The 18,603-nt window shown below is 69.6% G+C and carries 16 protein-coding genes and 1 riboswitch; of the genes, 8 read left to right on the top strand and 8 right to left on the bottom strand.

Annotation, left to right across the window (positions count from 1 at the left end; all coding sequences use genetic code 11):
* Nucleotides 1–3: 3 nt before the first annotated feature.
* The 5 genes from AC1C2S_RS13605 to AC1C2S_RS13585 all read right to left on the bottom strand — a co-directional run bounded on the left by AC1C2S_RS13605 (nt 4) and on the right by AC1C2S_RS13585 (nt 5,791).
* Entirely contained in the window at nt 4–882 is an 879-nt protein-coding gene (locus tag AC1C2S_RS13605) for an N-acetylneuraminate synthase family protein (RefSeq protein WP_495353051.1), read from the bottom strand.
* Nucleotides 879–2,225 carry a cytidylyltransferase domain-containing protein gene (locus AC1C2S_RS13600; protein WP_495353050.1) on the bottom strand — a complete coding sequence of 449 codons (1,347 nt, stop codon included), beginning with the start codon at nt 2,223–2,225 and terminating at the stop codon, nt 879–881. The genes AC1C2S_RS13605 and AC1C2S_RS13600 overlap by 4 nt, the downstream gene beginning before the upstream one ends.
* 72 nt (nt 2,226–2,297) lie before the next feature.
* Nucleotides 2,298–3,182, bottom strand: coding sequence for a bifunctional methylenetetrahydrofolate dehydrogenase/methenyltetrahydrofolate cyclohydrolase (locus tag AC1C2S_RS13595; RefSeq protein WP_495353049.1), 885 nt, complete (start codon nt 3,180–3,182; stop codon nt 2,298–2,300).
* A 9-nt stretch (nt 3,183–3,191) separates the two neighbouring features.
* Nucleotides 3,192–4,466 (bottom strand): serine hydroxymethyltransferase, encoded by a 1,275-nt coding sequence (gene glyA, locus AC1C2S_RS13590; protein WP_495353048.1) that lies wholly within the window; start codon nt 4,464–4,466, stop codon nt 3,192–3,194.
* Between the two features lie 67 nt (nt 4,467–4,533).
* Nucleotides 4,534–4,614, bottom strand: a riboswitch (ZMP/ZTP riboswitch).
* A 31-nt stretch (nt 4,615–4,645) separates the two neighbouring features.
* Nucleotides 4,646–5,791: a hypothetical protein gene (locus AC1C2S_RS13585; RefSeq protein WP_495353047.1), complete on the bottom strand. Its 1,146-nt coding sequence runs from the start codon at nt 5,789–5,791 to the stop codon at nt 4,646–4,648.
* 97 nt (nt 5,792–5,888) lie between these two features.
* Here AC1C2S_RS13585 and AC1C2S_RS13580 point away from each other — a divergent pair, with 97 nt between their 5' ends.
* Together AC1C2S_RS13580 and AC1C2S_RS13575 are read left to right on the top strand one after the other, a co-directional pair.
* Nucleotides 5,889–7,628 (top strand): beta-N-acetylhexosaminidase, encoded by a 1,740-nt coding sequence (locus tag AC1C2S_RS13580; RefSeq protein ID WP_495353046.1) that lies wholly within the window; start codon nt 5,889–5,891, stop codon nt 7,626–7,628.
* Nucleotides 7,629–7,902: 274 nt separating this feature from the next.
* On the top strand, nt 7,903–8,733 hold the full coding sequence (locus tag AC1C2S_RS13575) for an endonuclease domain-containing protein (RefSeq protein ID WP_495353045.1): 831 nt from the start codon (nt 7,903–7,905) through the stop codon (nt 8,731–8,733).
* 198 nt (nt 8,734–8,931) lie between these two features.
* Here the strand turns inward: AC1C2S_RS13575 and AC1C2S_RS13570 are convergent, their stop codons facing one another.
* The 3 genes from AC1C2S_RS13570 to AC1C2S_RS13560 all read right to left on the bottom strand — a co-directional run bounded on the left by AC1C2S_RS13570 (nt 8,932) and on the right by AC1C2S_RS13560 (nt 12,144).
* On the bottom strand, nt 8,932–9,840 hold the full coding sequence (locus AC1C2S_RS13570) for a carbohydrate ABC transporter permease (protein WP_495353044.1): 909 nt from the start codon (nt 9,838–9,840) through the stop codon (nt 8,932–8,934).
* Between the two features lie 2 nt (nt 9,841–9,842).
* Entirely contained in the window at nt 9,843–10,835 is a 993-nt protein-coding gene (locus AC1C2S_RS13565; RefSeq protein ID WP_495353043.1) for a carbohydrate ABC transporter permease, read from the bottom strand.
* A 64-nt stretch (nt 10,836–10,899) separates the two neighbouring features.
* The gene (locus AC1C2S_RS13560) at nt 10,900–12,144 is read right to left on the bottom strand and encodes an extracellular solute-binding protein (protein ID WP_495353042.1); all 1,245 of its coding nucleotides are present in this window, start codon (nt 12,142–12,144) and stop codon (nt 10,900–10,902) included.
* A gap of 440 nt (nt 12,145–12,584) precedes the next feature.
* Here AC1C2S_RS13560 and AC1C2S_RS13555 point away from each other — a divergent pair, with 440 nt between their 5' ends.
* From AC1C2S_RS13555 to nagA, 6 genes are all read left to right on the top strand, one after another.
* Nucleotides 12,585–13,454 carry an SIS domain-containing protein gene (locus AC1C2S_RS13555; protein WP_495353254.1) on the top strand — a complete coding sequence of 290 codons (870 nt, stop codon included), beginning with the start codon at nt 12,585–12,587 and terminating at the stop codon, nt 13,452–13,454.
* Entirely contained in the window at nt 13,454–14,449 is a 996-nt protein-coding gene (locus tag AC1C2S_RS13550) for an ROK family protein (RefSeq protein ID WP_495353253.1), read from the top strand. The genes AC1C2S_RS13555 and AC1C2S_RS13550 overlap by 1 nt, the downstream gene beginning before the upstream one ends.
* Nucleotides 14,446–15,411 carry a 1-phosphofructokinase family hexose kinase gene (locus AC1C2S_RS13545; RefSeq protein ID WP_495353041.1) on the top strand — a complete coding sequence of 322 codons (966 nt, stop codon included), beginning with the start codon at nt 14,446–14,448 and terminating at the stop codon, nt 15,409–15,411. Before AC1C2S_RS13550 ends, AC1C2S_RS13545 begins: the two co-directional genes overlap by 4 nt.
* Nucleotides 15,408–16,256, top strand: a complete 849-nt coding sequence (locus tag AC1C2S_RS13540; protein WP_495353040.1) for a class II fructose-bisphosphate aldolase — start codon at nt 15,408–15,410, stop codon at nt 16,254–16,256. The genes AC1C2S_RS13545 and AC1C2S_RS13540 overlap by 4 nt, the downstream gene beginning before the upstream one ends.
* Nucleotides 16,257–16,323: 67 nt before the next feature.
* On the top strand, nt 16,324–17,109 hold the full coding sequence (locus tag AC1C2S_RS13535; protein WP_495353039.1) for a DeoR/GlpR family DNA-binding transcription regulator: 786 nt from the start codon (nt 16,324–16,326) through the stop codon (nt 17,107–17,109).
* Entirely contained in the window at nt 17,110–18,270 is a 1,161-nt protein-coding gene (nagA, locus tag AC1C2S_RS13530; protein ID WP_495353038.1) for an N-acetylglucosamine-6-phosphate deacetylase, read from the top strand. It abuts the gene before it with no gap.
* Nucleotides 18,271–18,603: the final 333 nt, after the last annotated feature.

Genomic DNA, 18,603 nt, shown 5'->3' with positions numbered 1-18,603 from the left:
CGCTCACAGGGCGGGCACGCGCCGGAGCTTCGCGCGCGGCGCCTCTTCGCCGGGGAAGACGCGCTTGACGCCGTCGCCCATCGCCTCGGCGATCACTCGGATGTCGCGCACGAGGTGCTCGAAGCCCGTCGGCTCGAGCGACGCCGCCTGGTCGGAGCCCCACATGGCGCGGTCGAGCGTGATGTGACGTTCGACGGCGACCGCGCCGAGCGTGACCGCGGCGAGCGAGATCTGCAGGCCGCGCTCGTGCCCCGAGTACCCGATCGGCACGTCCGCGTACCGCCCGCGCAATGTCTCGATCGTGCGCAGGTTCGCCTCTTCGGGCGGCATGGGGTAACTCGAGGTCGCGTGCATCATGACGAGCCGGTCGGTGCCGAGCGTCTCGACGGCGCGGTCGATCTCCTCGATCGTCGACATGCCCGTCGAGAGGATCACCGGCTTGCCGGTCAGCGCGATCGCCTCGAGCAGTGCAAGGTCGGTGACGGAGGCCGATGCGACCTTGTGCGCCACCACGTCGAGCCCCTCGAGGAACTCGACCGACGGCACATCCCACGGCGAGGCGAACCAGTCGATGCCGGCCCGCAGGGCGTAGGAGGCGATCTCGAGGTACTCGGCCTCGCCGAACTCGACGCGGCGACGGTAGTCGAGGTAGCTCATCGTGCCCCACGGCGTCTCACGCGGCACGTCGCGCATGTGCTCGGGGGTTGCGATCTCGGGCGTGCGCTTCTGGAATTTCACGGCCTGCGCGCCCGACTCGACGGCGACGTCGATGAGCCGCTTCGCGATCTCGACATCACCGTTGTGGTTCAGGCCGATCTCGCCGATCACGTAGACGGGGTACTCGGCGCCGACCATCGATCGGCCGATACGAACTGACGTCATGCGTGCACTCCTGAGGTGTCGAAGGTGGTCTCGGTGAGGATCTGTGGCGGTTCGCCGTCGGCGCTCGCTCCCGCTCTCGCGGCGAGCACGAGGTCGGCGAGCTCTCGCACGGCGCCGTGGCCGCCGCGCTGCCCGAGCACGTGCCGGGCGGCGTCGAGCACGGCAGGTGCGGCATCGGCGACGGCGATCGGCCAGCCGACCTCGGCGAGCGCGGGCAGGTCGCCGTGGTCGTTGCCGAGGTAGGCGATGCGATCGAGGCGGATGCCGCGGTGCTCCGCCCACTCGCGAAGCACCGAACCCTTCTCGGTGATGCCCTGCGCGCACTCGACCCCGAGTTTCTCGGCGCGACGCCCGACCACGGGGTTCTCCTCGGCGGAGAGGATGAGCACGGGGATGCCGGCGGCCCTGAGGCGCGCGACGCCGTGACCGTCGCTGCGGCTGACTCGCACCGATTCCCGTCCGAGCTGGTCGACCATGACAGTGTCGTCGGTGTGCACTCCGTCGAAGTCGGTGACGACCGCATCGACGTCGACGACGGGCGACGGATGCCGCGGCGCGCGGTCGATCGCCCGCGCCAGCGCATTCGCACGAGCCAGGTCGTCGGCATCGTCGATCTCGATGGCATGGTCGCCGCTGACGCGCTGGATTCCCACCCGTCCGAAGAAGCGGTGCCCACCTTCGATGAAACCTTCGGTGCGCATCACGTAGAACGCTCCGGTCTCCGCGTACTCCGGCTCACGGTCCTGTCGTCGCTCGCGACGGGCTGCATCGTGGTTGACGCCGACAGCCGTGCCGCCGGCCTCCTCGCGCCAGAGGAAGACGTGCGTCGGCGTCGCCGAGAACACGACATCGCGCTCACCCCCGGCGACCGTCTCGATCGCTGCATCGAGGTCGGCGGGGTCGATGAAGGGCGACGTGGCCTGGATGAACACCGTGATCGAGTCGGTGTCGGCGAGGTCCGCCGCGGCATCGAGCTCTCCGAGCGCGTGCAGCAGTGCGGACTCGCTCGTCGCCGTGCTGCCTGCCAGCTCGGCGGGCCGCACGATGATCTCGGCGCCCTCGACGCGCGCGGCCTCGGCGATCGCCTCGTCGTCGGTGGTGACGACGACACGTCCGATCCGTTCGGCGGCGAGCGCCGCGCGCACCGCGCGCGAGACGAGCGGTACGCCGCCCACTCGTGCGATGTTCTTGCCGGGCAGCCCGATCGACCCGCCCCGGGCGGGGATGATCGCCGTCGCGAGGGCGATCGCGGCATCCGTTCGCTCGGCGAACCGGTGCTTCAGGGCGACCGGATCGGCGACGGGGCCGTCGACCGGCGTTTCGGCGAGGGTGACTCGTGCCATGGGCGCGAAGCTACGCGCGCAATGCGGCCGCCCGGTGCACACGTGGTGAACACCGGGCGACCGGGAGGTCGACTACCGGTGCAGGCGCTGCTCCGCGGCCTTCACGACGTTCGCGAGGAGCATCGCGCGGGTCATCGGCCCGACACCGCCGGGATTCGGCGAGAGATGACCGGCGACCTCCGCCACGGCGGGGTCGACGTCGCCCGTGAGCTTGCCCTTGCCGGTGTCGTCGTCTTGCACCCGCGTGATGCCGACGTCGAGCACGGCCGCGCCGGGCTTCACCCAGTCGGCCTTCACGAGATGCGGCACCCCGACTGCCGCGACGACGATGTCGGCGCGGCGCACCTCGGCCGCCAGGTCTCGCGTACGCGAGTGCGTGAGCGTGACGGTCGCGTCGAGCCCCTTGCGGGTGAAGAGCAGTCCGAGCGGGCGCCCGACCGTGAGGCCACGGCCGATGACCGTGACATGCTGCCCTCGGATCGGCACGTCGTAGCGCCGCAGCATCTCGACGATGCCCGCGGGCGTGCACGGCAGCGGCGAGTGCAGCTCCCCCTCGATGCCGAGCACGAGCCGGCCGAGGTTCGTGGGGTGCAGCCCGTCGGCGTCTTTCTCGGGATCGATGAGCTCGAGCATCGCGTTCTCGTCGTGCCCGGCCGGCAGCGGCAGTTGCACGATGTAGCCGGTGACCTCGGATGCCGCGTTGAGGTCGCGAATCGCGGCGCGCACGTCAGCCGTGGTGGCCGAGGCCGGCAGGTCGACCCTGATGGATTCGATGCCCACCTCGGCGCAGTCGCGGTGCTTGCCCGCGACGTACGACCGCGATGCGGGGTCGTCACCGACGAGGAGAGTGCCGAGTCCCGGCACGACCCCGTGCGCTTTCAGCAGTTGGATGCGGGAAGCGAGTTCGGACTTGACGGCCGTCGCGGTGGCGACGCCGTCGAGCGTGATGGCGGTCATGGGATCCCCCTACTGTGCGAGGCCCGGGTACAGCGGGAACGCCGCCGTGAGGGCTTCGACACGGGAGCGGAGCGTCGCGACATCCGCTTCGCCCTGCAGTGCGAGCGCGATGAGGTCGGCGACCTCGGTGAACTCGGTGTCGCCGAAGCCGCGGGTCGCGAGCGCGGGCGTGCCGATGCGCAGGCCCGAGGTGACCATCGGCGGCCTCGGGTCGAAGGGCACCGCGTTGCGGTTGACGGTGATGAGCGCCTCGTGCAGGAGGTCTTCGGCCTGCTGGCCGTCGATCTTCGAGTTGCGGAGGTCGGCGAGCACGAGGTGCACGTCGGTGCCGCCCGTGAGCACGTCGATGCCGGCTGCCCGCGAGTCGTCGGCGGTCAGGCGCGCTGCGAGGATCTGCGCGCCGCGGATGGTGCGCTCCTGGCGGTCTTTGAACTCTTCGGATGCCGCGATCTTGAACGCCGTGGCCTTCGCCGCGATGACGTGCATGAGCGGGCCGCCCTGCTGGCCCGGGAAGACGTTCGAGTTCAGCTTCTTCGCGAGCTCCATGTCGCGCGCGACGATGAAGCCCGAACGCGGGCCGCCGATCGTCTTGTGCACCGTGGAGGAGACCACGTCGGCGTGGGGCACGGGCGACGGGTGCAGGCCCGCCGCGACGAGACCGGCGAAGTGCGCCATGTCGACCCAGAGCTTCGCGCCGACCTCGTCGGCGATCGCGCGGAACGCGGCGAAGTCGAGGTGACGGGGGTAGGCGGACCAGCCGGCGATGATGACCTGCGGCTTGTGCTCGAGGGCCTTGTCGCGCACGACGTTCATGTCGACGAGGAAGGTCTCGGGGTCGACGCCGTAGGACACGGCGTTGTACAGCTTGCCCGAGAAGTTGAGCTTCATGCCGTGCGTGAGGTGGCCGCCGTGCGAGAGCTCGAGGCCGAGGATGGTGTCTCCTGGAGTGGCGATCGCAGAGAGCACGGCCGCGTTGGCGGTCGCGCCGGAGTGCGGCTGCACGTTCGCGTACTCGGCGCCGAAGAGCGACTTCGCGCGTTCGATCGCGAGCGACTCGGCGATGTCGACGTACTCGCAGCCGCCGTAGTAGCGGCGACCGGGATACCCCTCGGCGTACTTGTTCGTGAGGACGCTGCCCTGGGACTGCAGCACAGAGACGGGAACGAAGTTCTCGCTCGCGATCATCTCGAGATAGTCGCGCTGGCGACCGAGCTCGAGCTCGAGAACCTCGGCGATCTCGGGGTCGACTTCGGACAGGGGGGCGTTGAAAACAGACTCGGCCAAGACTGGCTCCTTCATGACAAACGGACCTATTTGGGTGCTGCCTCGCGCGCGCCAGCGCCGAGGTATGCGTACCGGCCCAGGCGTTCGGTCGGTCCGTGCCAGTCGCTCCCCGATGGTATCCATCTCAACGCCAGTCGCGACCCTCGAAGCTTAGCAACGGATGCCCCGTGCCGACGTATTCAGCGCGACACGATCCACGTCGACACGAGCCACCACGCGATCACGCCGATGACGCCGGCGACGCTCGCCCAGCGGATGCCGCCCCGCAAACGCCGTCCGCCGGGGGCGATGACGGGCGCGGCGGGCGTCGCGAACAGCTGCGCCGCCTGCGGCGCGGGAGCAGCGGATGCCTCGGGCGCGGCGGCGACCGCGCGCTCGTCCGCATATCGCTGCGTCCGTGAGAGCACCTTCGTACCGACGGCGTCGGCGACGCGGAGCGCGCGACCCCATGCCGCGGAGTCGAGCGGGTCGATGGGGTTCGGGGAGTAGCAGAGCAGCCAGCGGTCGATGAGCTCCACATCCCACTTGCCGGCCTCGTCGATCAGCACGGCCATGAGATCGGGCGTGAAGATGTAGAGCGCGTCCCGTTCGTACTCATGCGGGGCGTAGAGGGTGAAGTGGCGGTCGAAGTCGCCCTCGAGGCTCAGCACCTGGCTGCGCTCGAACGCCGCCGGCAGGCCGCTGCCGAACACGCCGTTGTTTGCACGGGCGTTGAGCAGCATGTGCGGCACCGGGCGGTCGATGGCCACGGCGATGTACCCCCACCGCGAGGTGCGCTCGTTCTTCTCGCTACCGGTCGTGTACTCGTACGATCCGAGATCGACGAAGCGACCGCGAGCGGACTGCAGCCGGTCGTAGGTCGCCCGGTTGCGACCCCGCCCGAACACGACGCCGGGATAGTTCGGATTCGCGGTGCGAATCGCGTAGCTGAAACCGTTCGCCGCGGCGAAGCCCTCGAGCCGGAACCAGCGATGCCACTTGCTGCCTCGCCGCACCCGTCGCACGACGGCGTTGATGCCGACGGCGAGGGCGACGATCACGAACACCGGCGCGATCAACAGCACGATCGGGAGGTCATCACCCGAGCTCGCGGCGGAGAAGTACAGGCCGCCGAAGACGATGCCGAGGATCGTGAAGACGACGACGACCATGATCACGGCGAAGACGGCGACGACCGTCGACGTGCCCGCCGTCGCATACGGCGACCCGGGCGCCTTCGCGGCCTGCTGGAACGCCTGCAGTGCAGCAGGGTCGATGGGGGCTTCGAGCGCGCGGAAGTCGACCTGGTCGACCGCGACCGGGAGCGCTGGCAGAGTGGTCGTCATTCGTCTCCGTTCCGGGCCCGAGCGTATCGCCGCCCGCCGACGAATCGTGCCACTATGTGGGAGTTAGGGCTCTTTACCTCCAGACGAGTGAGGACGCATGCACCGACGCAGCAGCTCCACCCGAATCGACCGCGGCGAGCGTGGCAGCCGCCGCATCGGCCACGCCATCGCCGGCCGACCGATGAAATCGGGCCGCGCTCACCTGATCGCCGCAGGCCTCGTCACCATCGCACTCGCCCTCGGCGGCTGCACCCCCGACCCGCAGCACGACGGAGGCCCCGTGTCCGGCGTCATTCCGGCCCTGGCCGAACTCGAACTCACCGGCGGCTCGCCCTTCACACTGACCGAGGAGTCCCGCTTCGTCGCGACCGGCGATGCCGCAGCCGTCGCCGAGACGTTCGCCGCGCGAGCGCGCATCGCCACGGGATTCGACCTGCCGGTCGTCGAGGGCGACGCCGCGGCATCCCTTCGACAGGCTCAGGACGGCGCCGACATCGCCCTCGTGATCGACGCCGACGCTGACGCCGACGCCGAGTCGTACTCGCTCACGAGCGGCGCCGATGGCGTCCGCATCGCGGCGCCCGGCCCGGCCGGACTCTTCTGGGGCACGCAGACGCTGCGACAGTTGCTGCCGGCCGAGATCGAGCGAGCGGATGCCTCGCGTGCGCCCTCTGGCGGATGGATCGTGCCCGCGGCATCCGTCACCGATGCCCCTCGCTTCGCCTACCGCAGCTCCGTGCTCGATGTCGTGCGCCACTTCTTCCCCGTCGAAGACGTGCTCGACCACATCGATCGCATCGCGCTGCTGAAGCTCAATGTGCTGCACCTGCATCTCACCGACGACCAGGGCTGGCGCATCCAGATCGATTCATGGCCCGAGCTCACCGGCATCGGCGCGTCGACCTCGGTCGGGGGCGACGGCAGCGGCTTCTACACGAAGGCCGACTACGCACGCATCGTCGACTACGCGGCCGAGCGCTTCGTGACGATCGTGCCAGAGATCGATCTGCCCGGGCACACGAACGCCGCGCTCAGCGCCTACCCGGAGCTCAACTGCGACGGAGTCGCGCCGAAGCCCTACGAGGGCATCGAGGTCGGGTTCTCGTCACTCTGCGCCTCGCCCGAGCGCGCAGCGGCGACCGACCGGTTCCTGGCCGACGTCACCCGCGAGGTCGCCGAGATGACACCCGGGCCATGGCTGCACGTCGGCGGTGACGAACCGCACGCGACGTCGCCCGAGGACTACCTCGATCTCGTCGCGCGGATCACCGCGGCGGGCGCCGCCACCGGCAAGACGGTGATCGCATACCACGAGATGGGCGTCTCGACCGAGTTGCCGCCGGGCACGGTGGGCCAGTACTGGGACTTCACCGAGCCGCGCGAGAACACCGCAGAACTCACGACCTCGTTCGTGGAGCAGGGCGGCGAAGTCATCCTCATGCCGGCCGACGTCACCTACCTCGACATGATGTACCCCGACGACCCCGAGGGTCCGCTCGGCGGCTCGCTCGGCACCCGGTGGGCCGACGGCCCGACGACGCTCGAAGAGGCGTACGCGTGGGAGCCGACGTCGACGATTCCGGGCCTCGACGAGGCCGACATCCTCGGCATCGCGGCACCGATCTGGACCGAGACGACAGCGACCACCGCCGAGCTCGAGTTCATGGTGTTCCCCCGCATCACCGCAATCGCCGAGATCGCGTGGTCGCCGGCGCCCGCCGACGGCGGCGCGCGCGACCAGGCGGACTTCCACGCCAGACTCGCGTGGCTCGGCACGCACCTCGATGCACTCGGCGTCTCGTACCACCGGGTCGGCGGGGTGCCCTGGGTCGAGTGACGCGCCGGGTGCGCCCAGACCGTGAGCCGCGGCATCCGCCCTGAAGCATCGCGTTCATCCGCGACATCGGCCCCCCGGTGGTGCCACGCATTCGTCTCACGCAGTTCAGGCGATAGGCCGCTGCTCAGGACGAAAGCGACGATTCCCACCTGAGCAGCGGCCTATCGCCTGAGCTGCGGGCCACCCCTCCTCCACCACAGCCCCCGGAGACCCGTTCTCCACGAACGATCGAACGCCGGCATGGCCTCCCGCGCGGGCCACCGATCCTGTCGGAATGAACATCACAGAATGGGTCACGAGTAGTGGCGGCATCCGTCACGTCGACGATGCCCTTCGCGCCGGGTTCACCCGATATGCAATCCGGGCAGCGATCACCGCAGGTGGCATTCGCCGAGTCCGTCGATGGCTTGCCACGGGGGATGCGCCCCCGCTCCTCGCGCGGGCGGCAGCGGTGAGTGGTCAGCTCGCCTGCGTCACGGCGGCAACCCATCACGGACTCTGGACCCTCGACGACGGACGCGCCCACCTCGCAGTCCCGCACGGCGCGTCGCGATTCGATGCGGGTGGCGCGATCGTGCACTGGAACTCCGGTCCGGTCGCGCCGCACCGCTACGAACTCGTCGAGCCGGTGGTCAGCGCTCTCGTGCACATCGCCGATTGCCGGCCACTCGACCACGCGCTTGCGACGTGGGAGTCTGCGATCCGCGGCGGCGTCGTCACACCGGAGATGCTCCATCAGCTGCCACTCCGGAGCGCGGCCGCCAAGCGTGCTCGACGTGGTGCCTCGCTGCTGTCGGACTCGGGAATCGAGACGATTCCTCGCACCCGACTGCAGCGGGTCGGGATTGCGGTGCAGCAGCAGGTGGTCATCGACGGCCACCCGGTCGATGGGCTGATCGGCGAGCGACTCGTGTACCAGATCGACGGATACGAGTTCCATCGGTCAGCTGAGCGACGCCGACGCGACATCGCCCAGGACCGTCGCTTGATGCTCATGGGCTACACGGTGTTCCGATACGACTACAAGCAGATTCTCTTCGAGTGGGACATGGTGGAGTCGGAGCTCCGGCACGCGGTTGCAGTGGGACTCCATCTGGCGGCGTGAGCCGGGACGCGGGCGACTCCGACTCACTCGTTCGGACGGGGTCGCACCGTCGATTCAGGCGATAGGTGGCAGCTCAGGCAGAAATCAGCGATTTCCGCCTGAATAGCGGCCTATTGCCTGAGCGGCGAGCGAGAGGCGAGCGGATGCCGCGAGGCCGGATGCCGCCGGGTTCGGTGACCCCGCGGCATCCGCTCGGCGCTACTTGACGCTGCCTGCGGTGAGGCCGCCGACGAGGCGCTTCTCGATGATCATGAAGAGGATCACGACGGGCACGATCGCGACGATCGAGACCCCGAACACGTACTGCCATGACGTCTCGTACTGGCCGACGAACTTCGTGAGGGCGACTGAGAGCGGCTGATTGCCGGCCGTCGAGAGGATCACGAGCGAGGCCGCGAACTCGTTCCAGCACGCGACGAAGGTGAACACGATCGCAGTCACGATGCCGGGCCAGACGAGCGGGAGGCTGATCGTGAAGAGCACTCGCAGCCGCCCGGCGCCGTCGATCTGAGCGGCCTCGTCGACCTCTTTGGGCACGCCGGCGAAGAACGAGTGCATGATCCACACGGCGAACGAGAGGTTGAACGCCGCATTGATGAAGATCATCGCCGCCCACGTGTCGATCAGGTCGAACGCGAGGAACTGGCGGAAGAGCCCTGAGGTGAGCACCGCGGGCTGCAGCATCTGCGTGACGATCACGAGGAAGAGGAACACCATGCGGCCGGGGAACTTGAACCGCGCGGTGTAATACGCCGCGGGCATCGCGACGAGCAGCACGAGCAGCGTCGCGACTCCCGCGATGATGATCGTCGAGATGAGGTTCTGCACGAGCGGCGTCTCGGGGGTCGACCACATGTTGATGTAGTTCTCCCAGTGCCACTCCGTCGGGAAGTAGGTGGGTTCGACCGAGCGGATCTGCGCCTTCGTCTTGACCGAGCCGAAGAACATGATCGTGTACGGCAGCACGAAGATGAGCAGCACGATGAGCCCGGCCAGCATGCGCCAGATCAGCTTGCCGAGCGGCACCTGGTCTTCGGTGTAGCGGCGCTTCCGAGCGGATGCCGCGGGCGGGGCGATCGCCTCGAACGCGGGTGCGGTGACGGCCATGCTCAGACCTCTTTCATGGGCTTGACCACGCGCACGTAGATCGCGACGATCACGATGACGATGATGAAGGCGACGACGGAGAGCGCGCTCGCGACGTCGACCTTGTGCTGGTTCTGGATGTACTTGAAGATCATCGTCATGATCGTGTCGGCGTCGTAGCCCGGGATCGACCCGGTCATCACCTTCAGGATCGGCAGCGAGTTGAACACGTTGATGATGTTGATGAGCACCGCGACCGAGAGGGCGCCGCGCAGTTGCGGCAGTACGACGCCCCAATACGTGCGAACCGGCCCTGCTCCGTCCATCTTCGCGGCCTCGAGCACGTCGCCTGGCACCGTCTGGAGTCCGGCGAGGATCGTGTACGTCGTGAACGGCAGCGACACGAACACCGCGACGACGATCGACCAGGCGAAGGCCGTCTCGGGGTTGCGGGTCCACCCGTAGCCCTCGGGCGTGTCGACGAGCCCCACGTCGACGAGGAAGGTGTTGATGATGCCAAAGTACGGCTCCAGACCGTAGTAGACGACCATCGTCGTCATGACGACGGATGCCGCCCACGGGATGATCACCGCCAGGCGCACGATGCGCCGGCCCGGGAACGCCTTGTTCAGCAGCTGGGCGAGGACGAGCGAGATGAGCACGGTGGCCGCGACGACCACCACGACCCAGACGATCGTGCGGCCGAAGATCGGCCAGAAATAGGGGAAGGAGAAGACCTCGACGTAGTTGTCGAAGCCGACCGAGCCCTTGTCGATCCCCGAGATCGAGATGTCGCGGGTCGAGTTGAAGAACATGACGACGGCCGGGAACAGCACGACGCCGAAGATGAGGATGAGGGCAGGGCCGATCCACGGGAGCGAGGCGAGGAACTGCCGCCCGCCTCGGTGGGGCTTGACCTGTTCGGCCCGCCCACTGGGCGCAGCCTGCCCGCCGGGGCGGGGGCGGCCGGTGGCCGCCCCCGCGGGGATCGATGACGTCTCGGGTGTCGTGCTCATGGTTCGGCGGTCACCGATCCCTCCGGATGTTGCGAAACGGACGTGCTGGTCGGCCCGGGCGGGATCAGCCCGCGTCGACCTGCGCCTGGATCTCCGTCAATACCTCTTGGGCGGGCTTCGTCTGCAGCTGCCCGAAGAGCGCCTTGAACGCGGCATCCGCGGCCGACCACTTGGGGTTGGTCGTCGGGTAGAACTGCGCGTCGGGCAGCACCTCGAGGAACGGCGCGAGCGCCTCTTCGGAGGCGAGCGCTTCGGCTCCCGACTTCGTGACGGGAAGGAAGCCCTCGGCCTGCACCCACGGCACGTACACGTCGGAGGTGTAGAAGTAGTCGAAGAACTTCGTGATCGCGTCTTGCTTGTCGTCGTCGTTCTGGAAGGCCATGAGCTGGTCCATGACGCCGACCGTCATCGGGCTGCCGTCTTGGGTCGGGATGGGCACGATCGAGTAGTCGAGTTCGGGGTTGTTCTTCTCGATCTGGCCCACGGTCGGCGGGAGGCCGACCTGCATGCCGATCTTGCCCTGGATGAAGATGTCCATGAGCGGCGAACGGTCGGTCGAGCCCGGGTCGGCCTGGGTGGCGCCCGCGTCGATCATCTTCTTGATCTGATCGGCACCGGGCAGGTTCGCCGGGTCGTCGATGGTGATCTCGCTCGCGTCGCCGAAGGTGCCGCCGCCGCCCCAGAGCCACACGGCTGCTTCGGCCTGCGCCTCTTCGGATCCGAGGGGCATGCCGTAGCCGGCGATGCCGCCGCCGAGGGCCGAGACCTTCGTCGCAGCGTCGAGCAGTTCGTCCCAGTTGGTGGGGGGCGCGGTGACGCCGGCCTGCTCGAGCAGGGCGTTGTTCACGAAGAGAGCACGTGCCGAGGCGATGAGGGGCAACGCGTACGCGGTGCCGTCGACCTCGGCGTTGGCGATGAACGAGTCCTGGAAATCGCTGAACGTGTCGGGCGAGACGACGTCTTCAGCCGGGTACAGCAGCTCGTCGGCTGCGAAGCCGGCGAAGGGGCCGCCGTTGTAGATGTCGGGTGCCTCACCGCCCTGGATCTTCGTGGCGATGACCGTCTCGAGGTTGTCCCACGACTGCACCTCGAGGTTGACGGTGATGTCGGTGTTCTCCGCTTGGAATCCCTTGATCACGTCTTCCCAGAGACCCTGGGTGTTGTCGGAGTAGCTGGGCACGAGCAGGTCGATCGTGGTCGTGCCGCCGGCTTCGTCACCCGACCCGCCGCCGAAGCCGCAGGATGCGAGCGTGAGCGATGCCGTGGCGGCGAGCGCGACGGCCGCGCCGAGGCGCAGAGACTTCTTCATTGGATGCTTCCTCACTGTGGTGGATGGTGCACCAGCGCCCGTGGAGAGAGCCTCGCGCGACAGTGCGTGTGTTCCGGAACCGCACTTGACGACCATGGCTGAGTGCTATTTCCTGAACGTTTCGGCGAGCAAACAATCACGTCCGTTCACTCGACGCACGAAATCTATGTCGGATGCCTCGGGCCCGTCAAGACGCGCAACAGATTCGTTATGAGATTTTGTTCAGATCCCTGACAAACTCCGATGCCCACACGGAGCCGCTCGAATCGAGCGCTCGAGTGATCGTTGGACACATGTTGCAATCATCTGCGATCATTGAGTGTCATGCCGCCGCGGGGTTGCCACGGCGGCCGTCGCACACCCGTCTGGAGCCCCACGTGACCGACCAACCGACCACCGCACACACGACCGGCGAAGCTGTTCCCGCCGCCGCTGAACACATGTCCGCCGAGCTGGCCTCGCAGCCCGAGACCTGGGCGCGCGCAGCCGAACTCCGCGCCGAGCAGTCGCTCCTGCCGGCCCGCGGCGCCCGCATCGCGGTCGTGGGCTGCGGCACGTCCTGGTTCATCGCGCAGTCCTATGCGTGGTTGCGCGAAGCCGGCGGCCACGGCGAGACCGACGCATTCGCGGCATCCGAAGCCTTCGTCGACCGCGGCTACGACGCGGTCGTCGCCCTCACCCGATCGGGCACGACCACCGAGGTGCGCCAGCTCGTCGAGGGGCTCCGCGGCCGCGTGCGCACCATCGGCGTCATCGGCGATGCCGCGTCACCGCTCGTCGACCTCGTCGACGAAGCCGTGACCCTCCCCTTCGCCGACGAGCGCTCGGTCGTGCAGACCCGGTTCGCGACGACCGCACTCGCCCTCTTCCGCGCCTCGCTCGGCGAAGACCTCACGGGCGCGATCGCCGATGCCGAGCGCGCCGTCGCCGAAGACCTCGCCCCCGAGCTGACCGACGCCGAGCAGTACACCTTCCTCGGTCGCGGCTGGTCGGTCGGCCTCGCCCACGAGGCGGCGCTCAAGATGCGGGAAGCCTCGCAGTCGTGGACCGAGTCGTACCCGTCGATGGAGTACCGCCACGGCCCGATCGCGATCGCAGCTCCGGGCCGGGTGACCTGGCAGTTCGGCGAGGCGCCCGATGGACTCGCCGGCGACGTCGCCGCAACCGGGGCGCACTTCGAAGCGGGCCGCCTCGACCCGATGGCCGAACTCGTGCGCGCACAGCGCGTCGCACTCGCCCGTGCCCGCGCGAAGGGCCTCGACCCCGACTCGCCTCGCAACCTCACCCGTTCCGTCATCCTCGACGCGTGATGAACGAGCACCCGTCTCACGACGCCTTCCCGCTCGGCCCGGGCGCGGCCGTGCTCGCGTTCGACGTGGGAGGCACCGACACCAAGTCGGCGCTCGTCGATGCCTCGGGCCGGGTGCTCGGACTCCGCCGCACGCCGACGCCGTTCGACCCGGCCGACGCCGACCCCGCCCGTGCGATCGTCGCCTCGATCGGCGTGCTCGCCCGTGAGCACCTGGCCGCGGCCCCCGGCATCGTTCCGGTGGCCGCGGGCATCAGCGTGCCCGGTCTCGTCGACGAGGTCACGGGTGTCGGCATGTTCGCGTCGAACCTCGGCTGGCGCGACGCCCCCATCCGTGACCTCGCCGAGCACGCGCTCGGCTTGCCTGTGGCGTTCGGCCACGACGTGCGCGCGGCGGGCGACGCCGAGCATCGCCTCGGCGCGGCTCGCGGCTACGGCGATGTCGTCGTGCTCGCCATCGGCACCGGCATCGCGAGCGCGCTCGTGCTCGGCGGCCGTCCCTACGCCGGCGGCGGCTACGCGGGTGAGATCGGCCACTCGCTCGCCGATCCGCTCGGCGAGCGGTGCGCCTGCGGGGCGATCGGATGCCTCGAGACGATCGCGTCGGCCGGCGCGATCGCCCGGCGCTACTCCGCGGCATCCGGTACTCGGGTGACCGGCGCTCGAGAGGTGCTCGACGCGGCGACCGCCGGCGACCCGCTCGCCAAGCGCGTCTGGGACGACGCCGTCGAAGCACTCGCCGAGGCCCTCGCCCGTCTCGTTGCGATCCTCGCCCCCGAAGCCGTGGTGATCGGCGGCGGCCTCGCGCAGGCGGGTCCGGCCCTGTTCGCGCCGCTCGGCACGCGGCTCGACGCGCTGCTCAGCTTCCACCGCAGGCCGGCGCTCCTCCACGCCGAACTCGGCGACGACGCGGGCCTGCTCGGCACCGCGCTCGCGGCCCGCGACCTCGCCGCCCGCGACCTCGCGGCCGCACGCCGAGACGACGGCACGCCGTGATCGTCACCATCACGCCGAATCCGGCGCTCGATCTCACCTGGCACGTCCAGCGCCTGCAACCGGGCGAGACGCATCGCGTCGACACCGGGGCCGCACGCGCCGGCGGCAAGGGGCTGAACGTCGCACGCGTCCTGCACGCCGAAGGTCACGACGTGCTCGCGCTCACGACCTCCGGCGGCGCGGTCGGTGCGGAGTTCACCGCCGAGCTCGAGGCGAGCGGCATCCGCCACCGCCTCGTGCGCGTCGCCGGCGCGACCCGCCGCAGCATCGCCCTCGTCGACAAGTCGAGCGGCGAGACGAGCGTGCTGAACGAGCGTGGCGCCGCGCTCTCCGCCGCCGAAGCCGGCGCGCTCACGGCGAATGCGCTCGAGCTCGGTCGCGACGCCGGCATCGTCGCCATCTGCGGGAGCCTGCCGCCCGGGTTCGGGCCCGACGAGCTCGGCGCACTCGTGAATGCGCTCAGAGCCGAAGGCGTGCCCGTCATCGTCGACACGAGCGGGCCCGGAGTGCTCGCCGCCGCCCGTGCGGGCGCGACGGTGCTCAAGCCCAACGCCGAGGAGCTTCGCGACGCCACCGGTCTCGACGACCCCGTGGCGGGCGCGACCGCGCTGCTCGAACTCGGCGCCGGAGTCATCGTCGCCTCACTGGGTTCGGAGGGCCTGATGGTCGTGACGACGGATGCCCCTGGCGGCATCCGTGCCCGGCTGCCCCGCACGCTGCACGGCAACGCCACCGGGGCCGGCGATGCCGCAGTCGCCGCGATCGCCGCCGCTCTGGCAGAGACGCCCCACCTCGCCGACGACACGCCGACGGCCGCTGCCGCCCGCGAGCGCCTCGCCCGTCGGGCCGTCGCCTGGTCGGCCTCGGCGGTGCTCGCGCCTCTCGCAGGCGAGCTCTCACCCGAACACACGGACCTCGAGCACGAGGTCGTCGTGAGCATCGACCCGAAGGAACACGCATGACCCTCACCCCCACACGCATCCTGCTCGCCCGCGCAGCCGACGGCGGTCGGGGCATCGGCGCGTTCAACGTGCTGCACCTCGAGACCGCGGAAGCGCTCGCTGCCGCAGCAGAGGCGACCGGGCTGCCCGTGATCCTGCAGATCTCCGAGAACGCGATCCGGTACCACGGCGGCTTCGAGCCGATCGCTCGCGCGACGCTCGCCGTCGCCGAAGCGTCGAGCGCTGCCGTCGCGGTGCACCTCGACCATGCCGAAGACGCAGAGCTCGCGCTGCTCGCGATCGACCACGGCTTCGGCTCGGTCATGTACGACGGCGCGAAGCTCAACTTCGCCGACAACGTCGCCACCACCCGCCGGGTCGTCGACCATGCGGCGAGCGCGGGCGTACTCGTCGAGGCGGAGCTCGGCGAGATCGGCGGCAAAGACGGTGCACATGCACCGGGCGTACGTACCGACCCCGACGAGGCCGCGCGATTCGTCGCCGAGACCGGCGTCGGGGCGCTCGCCGTCGCGGTCGGCTCCTCGCACGCGATGACCGAGCGGGTCGCCGCACTCGACCTCGAACTCGTGAGCCGGCTCCGGGCGGCGGTGCCGGTGCCGCTCGTGCTGCACGGGTCATCCGGAGTCTCAGACGAGACGATCGTGGCCGGCATCAGTGCCGGACTCACGAAGATCAACGTGTCCACGCACCTGAACGCGCAGTTCACCGGCGCGATCCGCCGATTCCTCGACGATCACCCCGGCGTCGTAGACTCGCGAAAATACCTCGCCGCCGGCCGCGATGCCGTCGAAATCGAAGCGGCACGTCTCCTCGACCTCTTCGCGCGGAAGGACCCCAACGGATGAACCGCGCCGAGCGCCCGGAGCACGGCAGTGCCGTGCTCGACCTCTTCGCGCGGAAGGACCCCGACGAATGAACCGCGCCGAGCGGCTGAGCGCTGTGCTCGACCTCCTCGCCGAAGGCGGGCAGGTCGACGTCGACCAGATCGTCGATCGCCTCCGGGTGTCGCCCGCGACGGCGCGACGAGACCTCGATGCGCTCGCCCAGCAGCAACTGCTCACCCGCACCCGCGGCGGCGCGGTCGCCCACTCGGTGGCCTACGACCTACCGATCCGCTACAAGAACCAGCAGAACCCCGGCGCGAAGGCGGCGATCGCACTCGCGGCGAGCGCGCTCGTGCCGCGCGGGGCCGTGATCGGCCTCTGCGGCGGCACGACCTCCACCGCGATCGCCGACGCGCTCATGTCGCGCGCCGACATCATGGAACCGGCGCCCGACCCCAGCCTGACCGTCGTCACCAATGCGATCAACATCGCCATGCAGCTCGCGATGCGCCCGCAGATCAAGACCGTCGTCGCCGGCGGCGTCGTGCACGCGAGGTCGTACGAACTCGTCGGGGCCTACACCGACGCAGTGCTCGGCAGCATCACCCTCGACCTCGCATTCATCGGTGTGAACGGCATCGACGCGGATGTCGGCCCGACCTCGCACGATGAGCGCGAGGCGGCCGTCAACGCGCTCATGGCCGCGCGCGCCACCCAGGCCGTGATCGTCGCCGACTCGTCGAAGATCGACAAGCGGGCGTTCGCCGCGATCGGTCCGCGACGGCTCTTCTCGACGATCATCACCGATTCGGGCGCCACCTTCGAGCAGCGCGAACGCCTCGCCGACGCGGGCTACGACGTTATCGTTGCTTGAGTGAGCACTGCAGCCGTCGTCATCCATTCCGCGCGTCTCGTGAGCGGCGCCGACACCGTCACCGACGCGTGGGTCGCCTTCGACGGCGACCGGGTGAGCGCACGCGGCATCGGCGATGGCTGGCGTAACGAGGTTCGGCTCGACTCGGTCGACGTGACGGATGCCGCGGGGCGGTTCCTCACCCCCGGATTCATCGACATCCACTGCCACGGGGCAGGCGGCGCGGCCGCCGATGAGGGCGACGAGGCCATCGAGACCCTACTCGCCGTGCACAACGCCCATGGCACGACCCGCACCGTGCTCTCACTCGTGACGGCATCCGTCGAGCGGCTCGCCGACGACCTGACGACGATCGCGCGATTCGCGGAGCGCGATCCGCGCGTGCTGGGCGCACATCTCGAAGGACCCTTCCTCGACCGGGAGTTCCGCGGGGCGCATGATCCCGGGCTGCTGCGCGGGGCCGACGCGGCATCCGTCGACCTACTGCTCGACGCGGCGGCAGGCGCACTGCGACAGATCACGATCGCCCCCGAGCACGCCGGCGCACTTGCCGCCATCCGCCGCTTCACCGAGGCCGGCGTCAAGGTCGCGGTCGGCCACACGGGCGCCGATTTCGCGACGGCACTCGCCGCCTTCGACGCCGGGGCCTCGATCCTCACCCATGCCTTCAACGGCATGCGCGGCATCCACCACCGTGCGCCCGGGCCTGTCGTCGCGGCGATGCACGCCGACCACGTCACCCTCGAGGTCATCAACGACGGCGTGCACGTGCACCCCGATGTCGTGAAGCTCGCCTTCGCCGGCGCGCCCGGGCGGGTGGCGCTCGTCACCGACGCGATGGCCGCGACAGGCTCGTCCGACGGCGTCTACGTGCTGGGATCGCTCGAGGTCGTCGTCGCCGACGGCGTCGCGCGGCTCCGCGAGGGCGGCTCCATCGCCGGTTCGACGCTCACGCAAGATGACGCGCTCCGGCGTGCGGTGCTCGAGTGCGGCATCCCGCTCGACGAGGCGGTCGGCGCGCTCACCGTCACGCCGGCCGCAGCGATCGGTCGGGCTCACGACCTCGGCCGGCTCGATCAGGGGTTCGCCGCCGATGCGGTGCTCCTCGACGACGAACTTCGCGTGAACGCCGTCTGGGCCGCGGGCGCACGGCTGCACTGATCGTCGCGACGGGGAACTCGCCGATCGGGCGGGATCCGGAGGCGTGTTCCCCTTCGCCTCCGAAACCCCCGCCCGTACGAGCGGCGCATCGTTTCCCCCGATGCTGACCGCTCAGGCGCCGGCCATGCCGGCATCCGTCTCAGGGTTCGGGACGCCTGAGACGGCGGTCGGTCAAAGCGAAATCGCCTTCACCCAGAGAGACGGCGGGCACACGCATCTATGACGCGCATTCCGAAGAAAATCTTCTGTGCGCGCGTCACGTGGATTTCTGCTGGAATGTACTCACCCCGTGACGCGCGTCATGAAAAGCGTTTCGACGCGTCTCTTCAGTGG

This window comes from Agromyces sp. Y782 (assembly GCF_059445405.1).
This window is presented reverse-complemented; position numbering and strand designations above follow the sequence as displayed.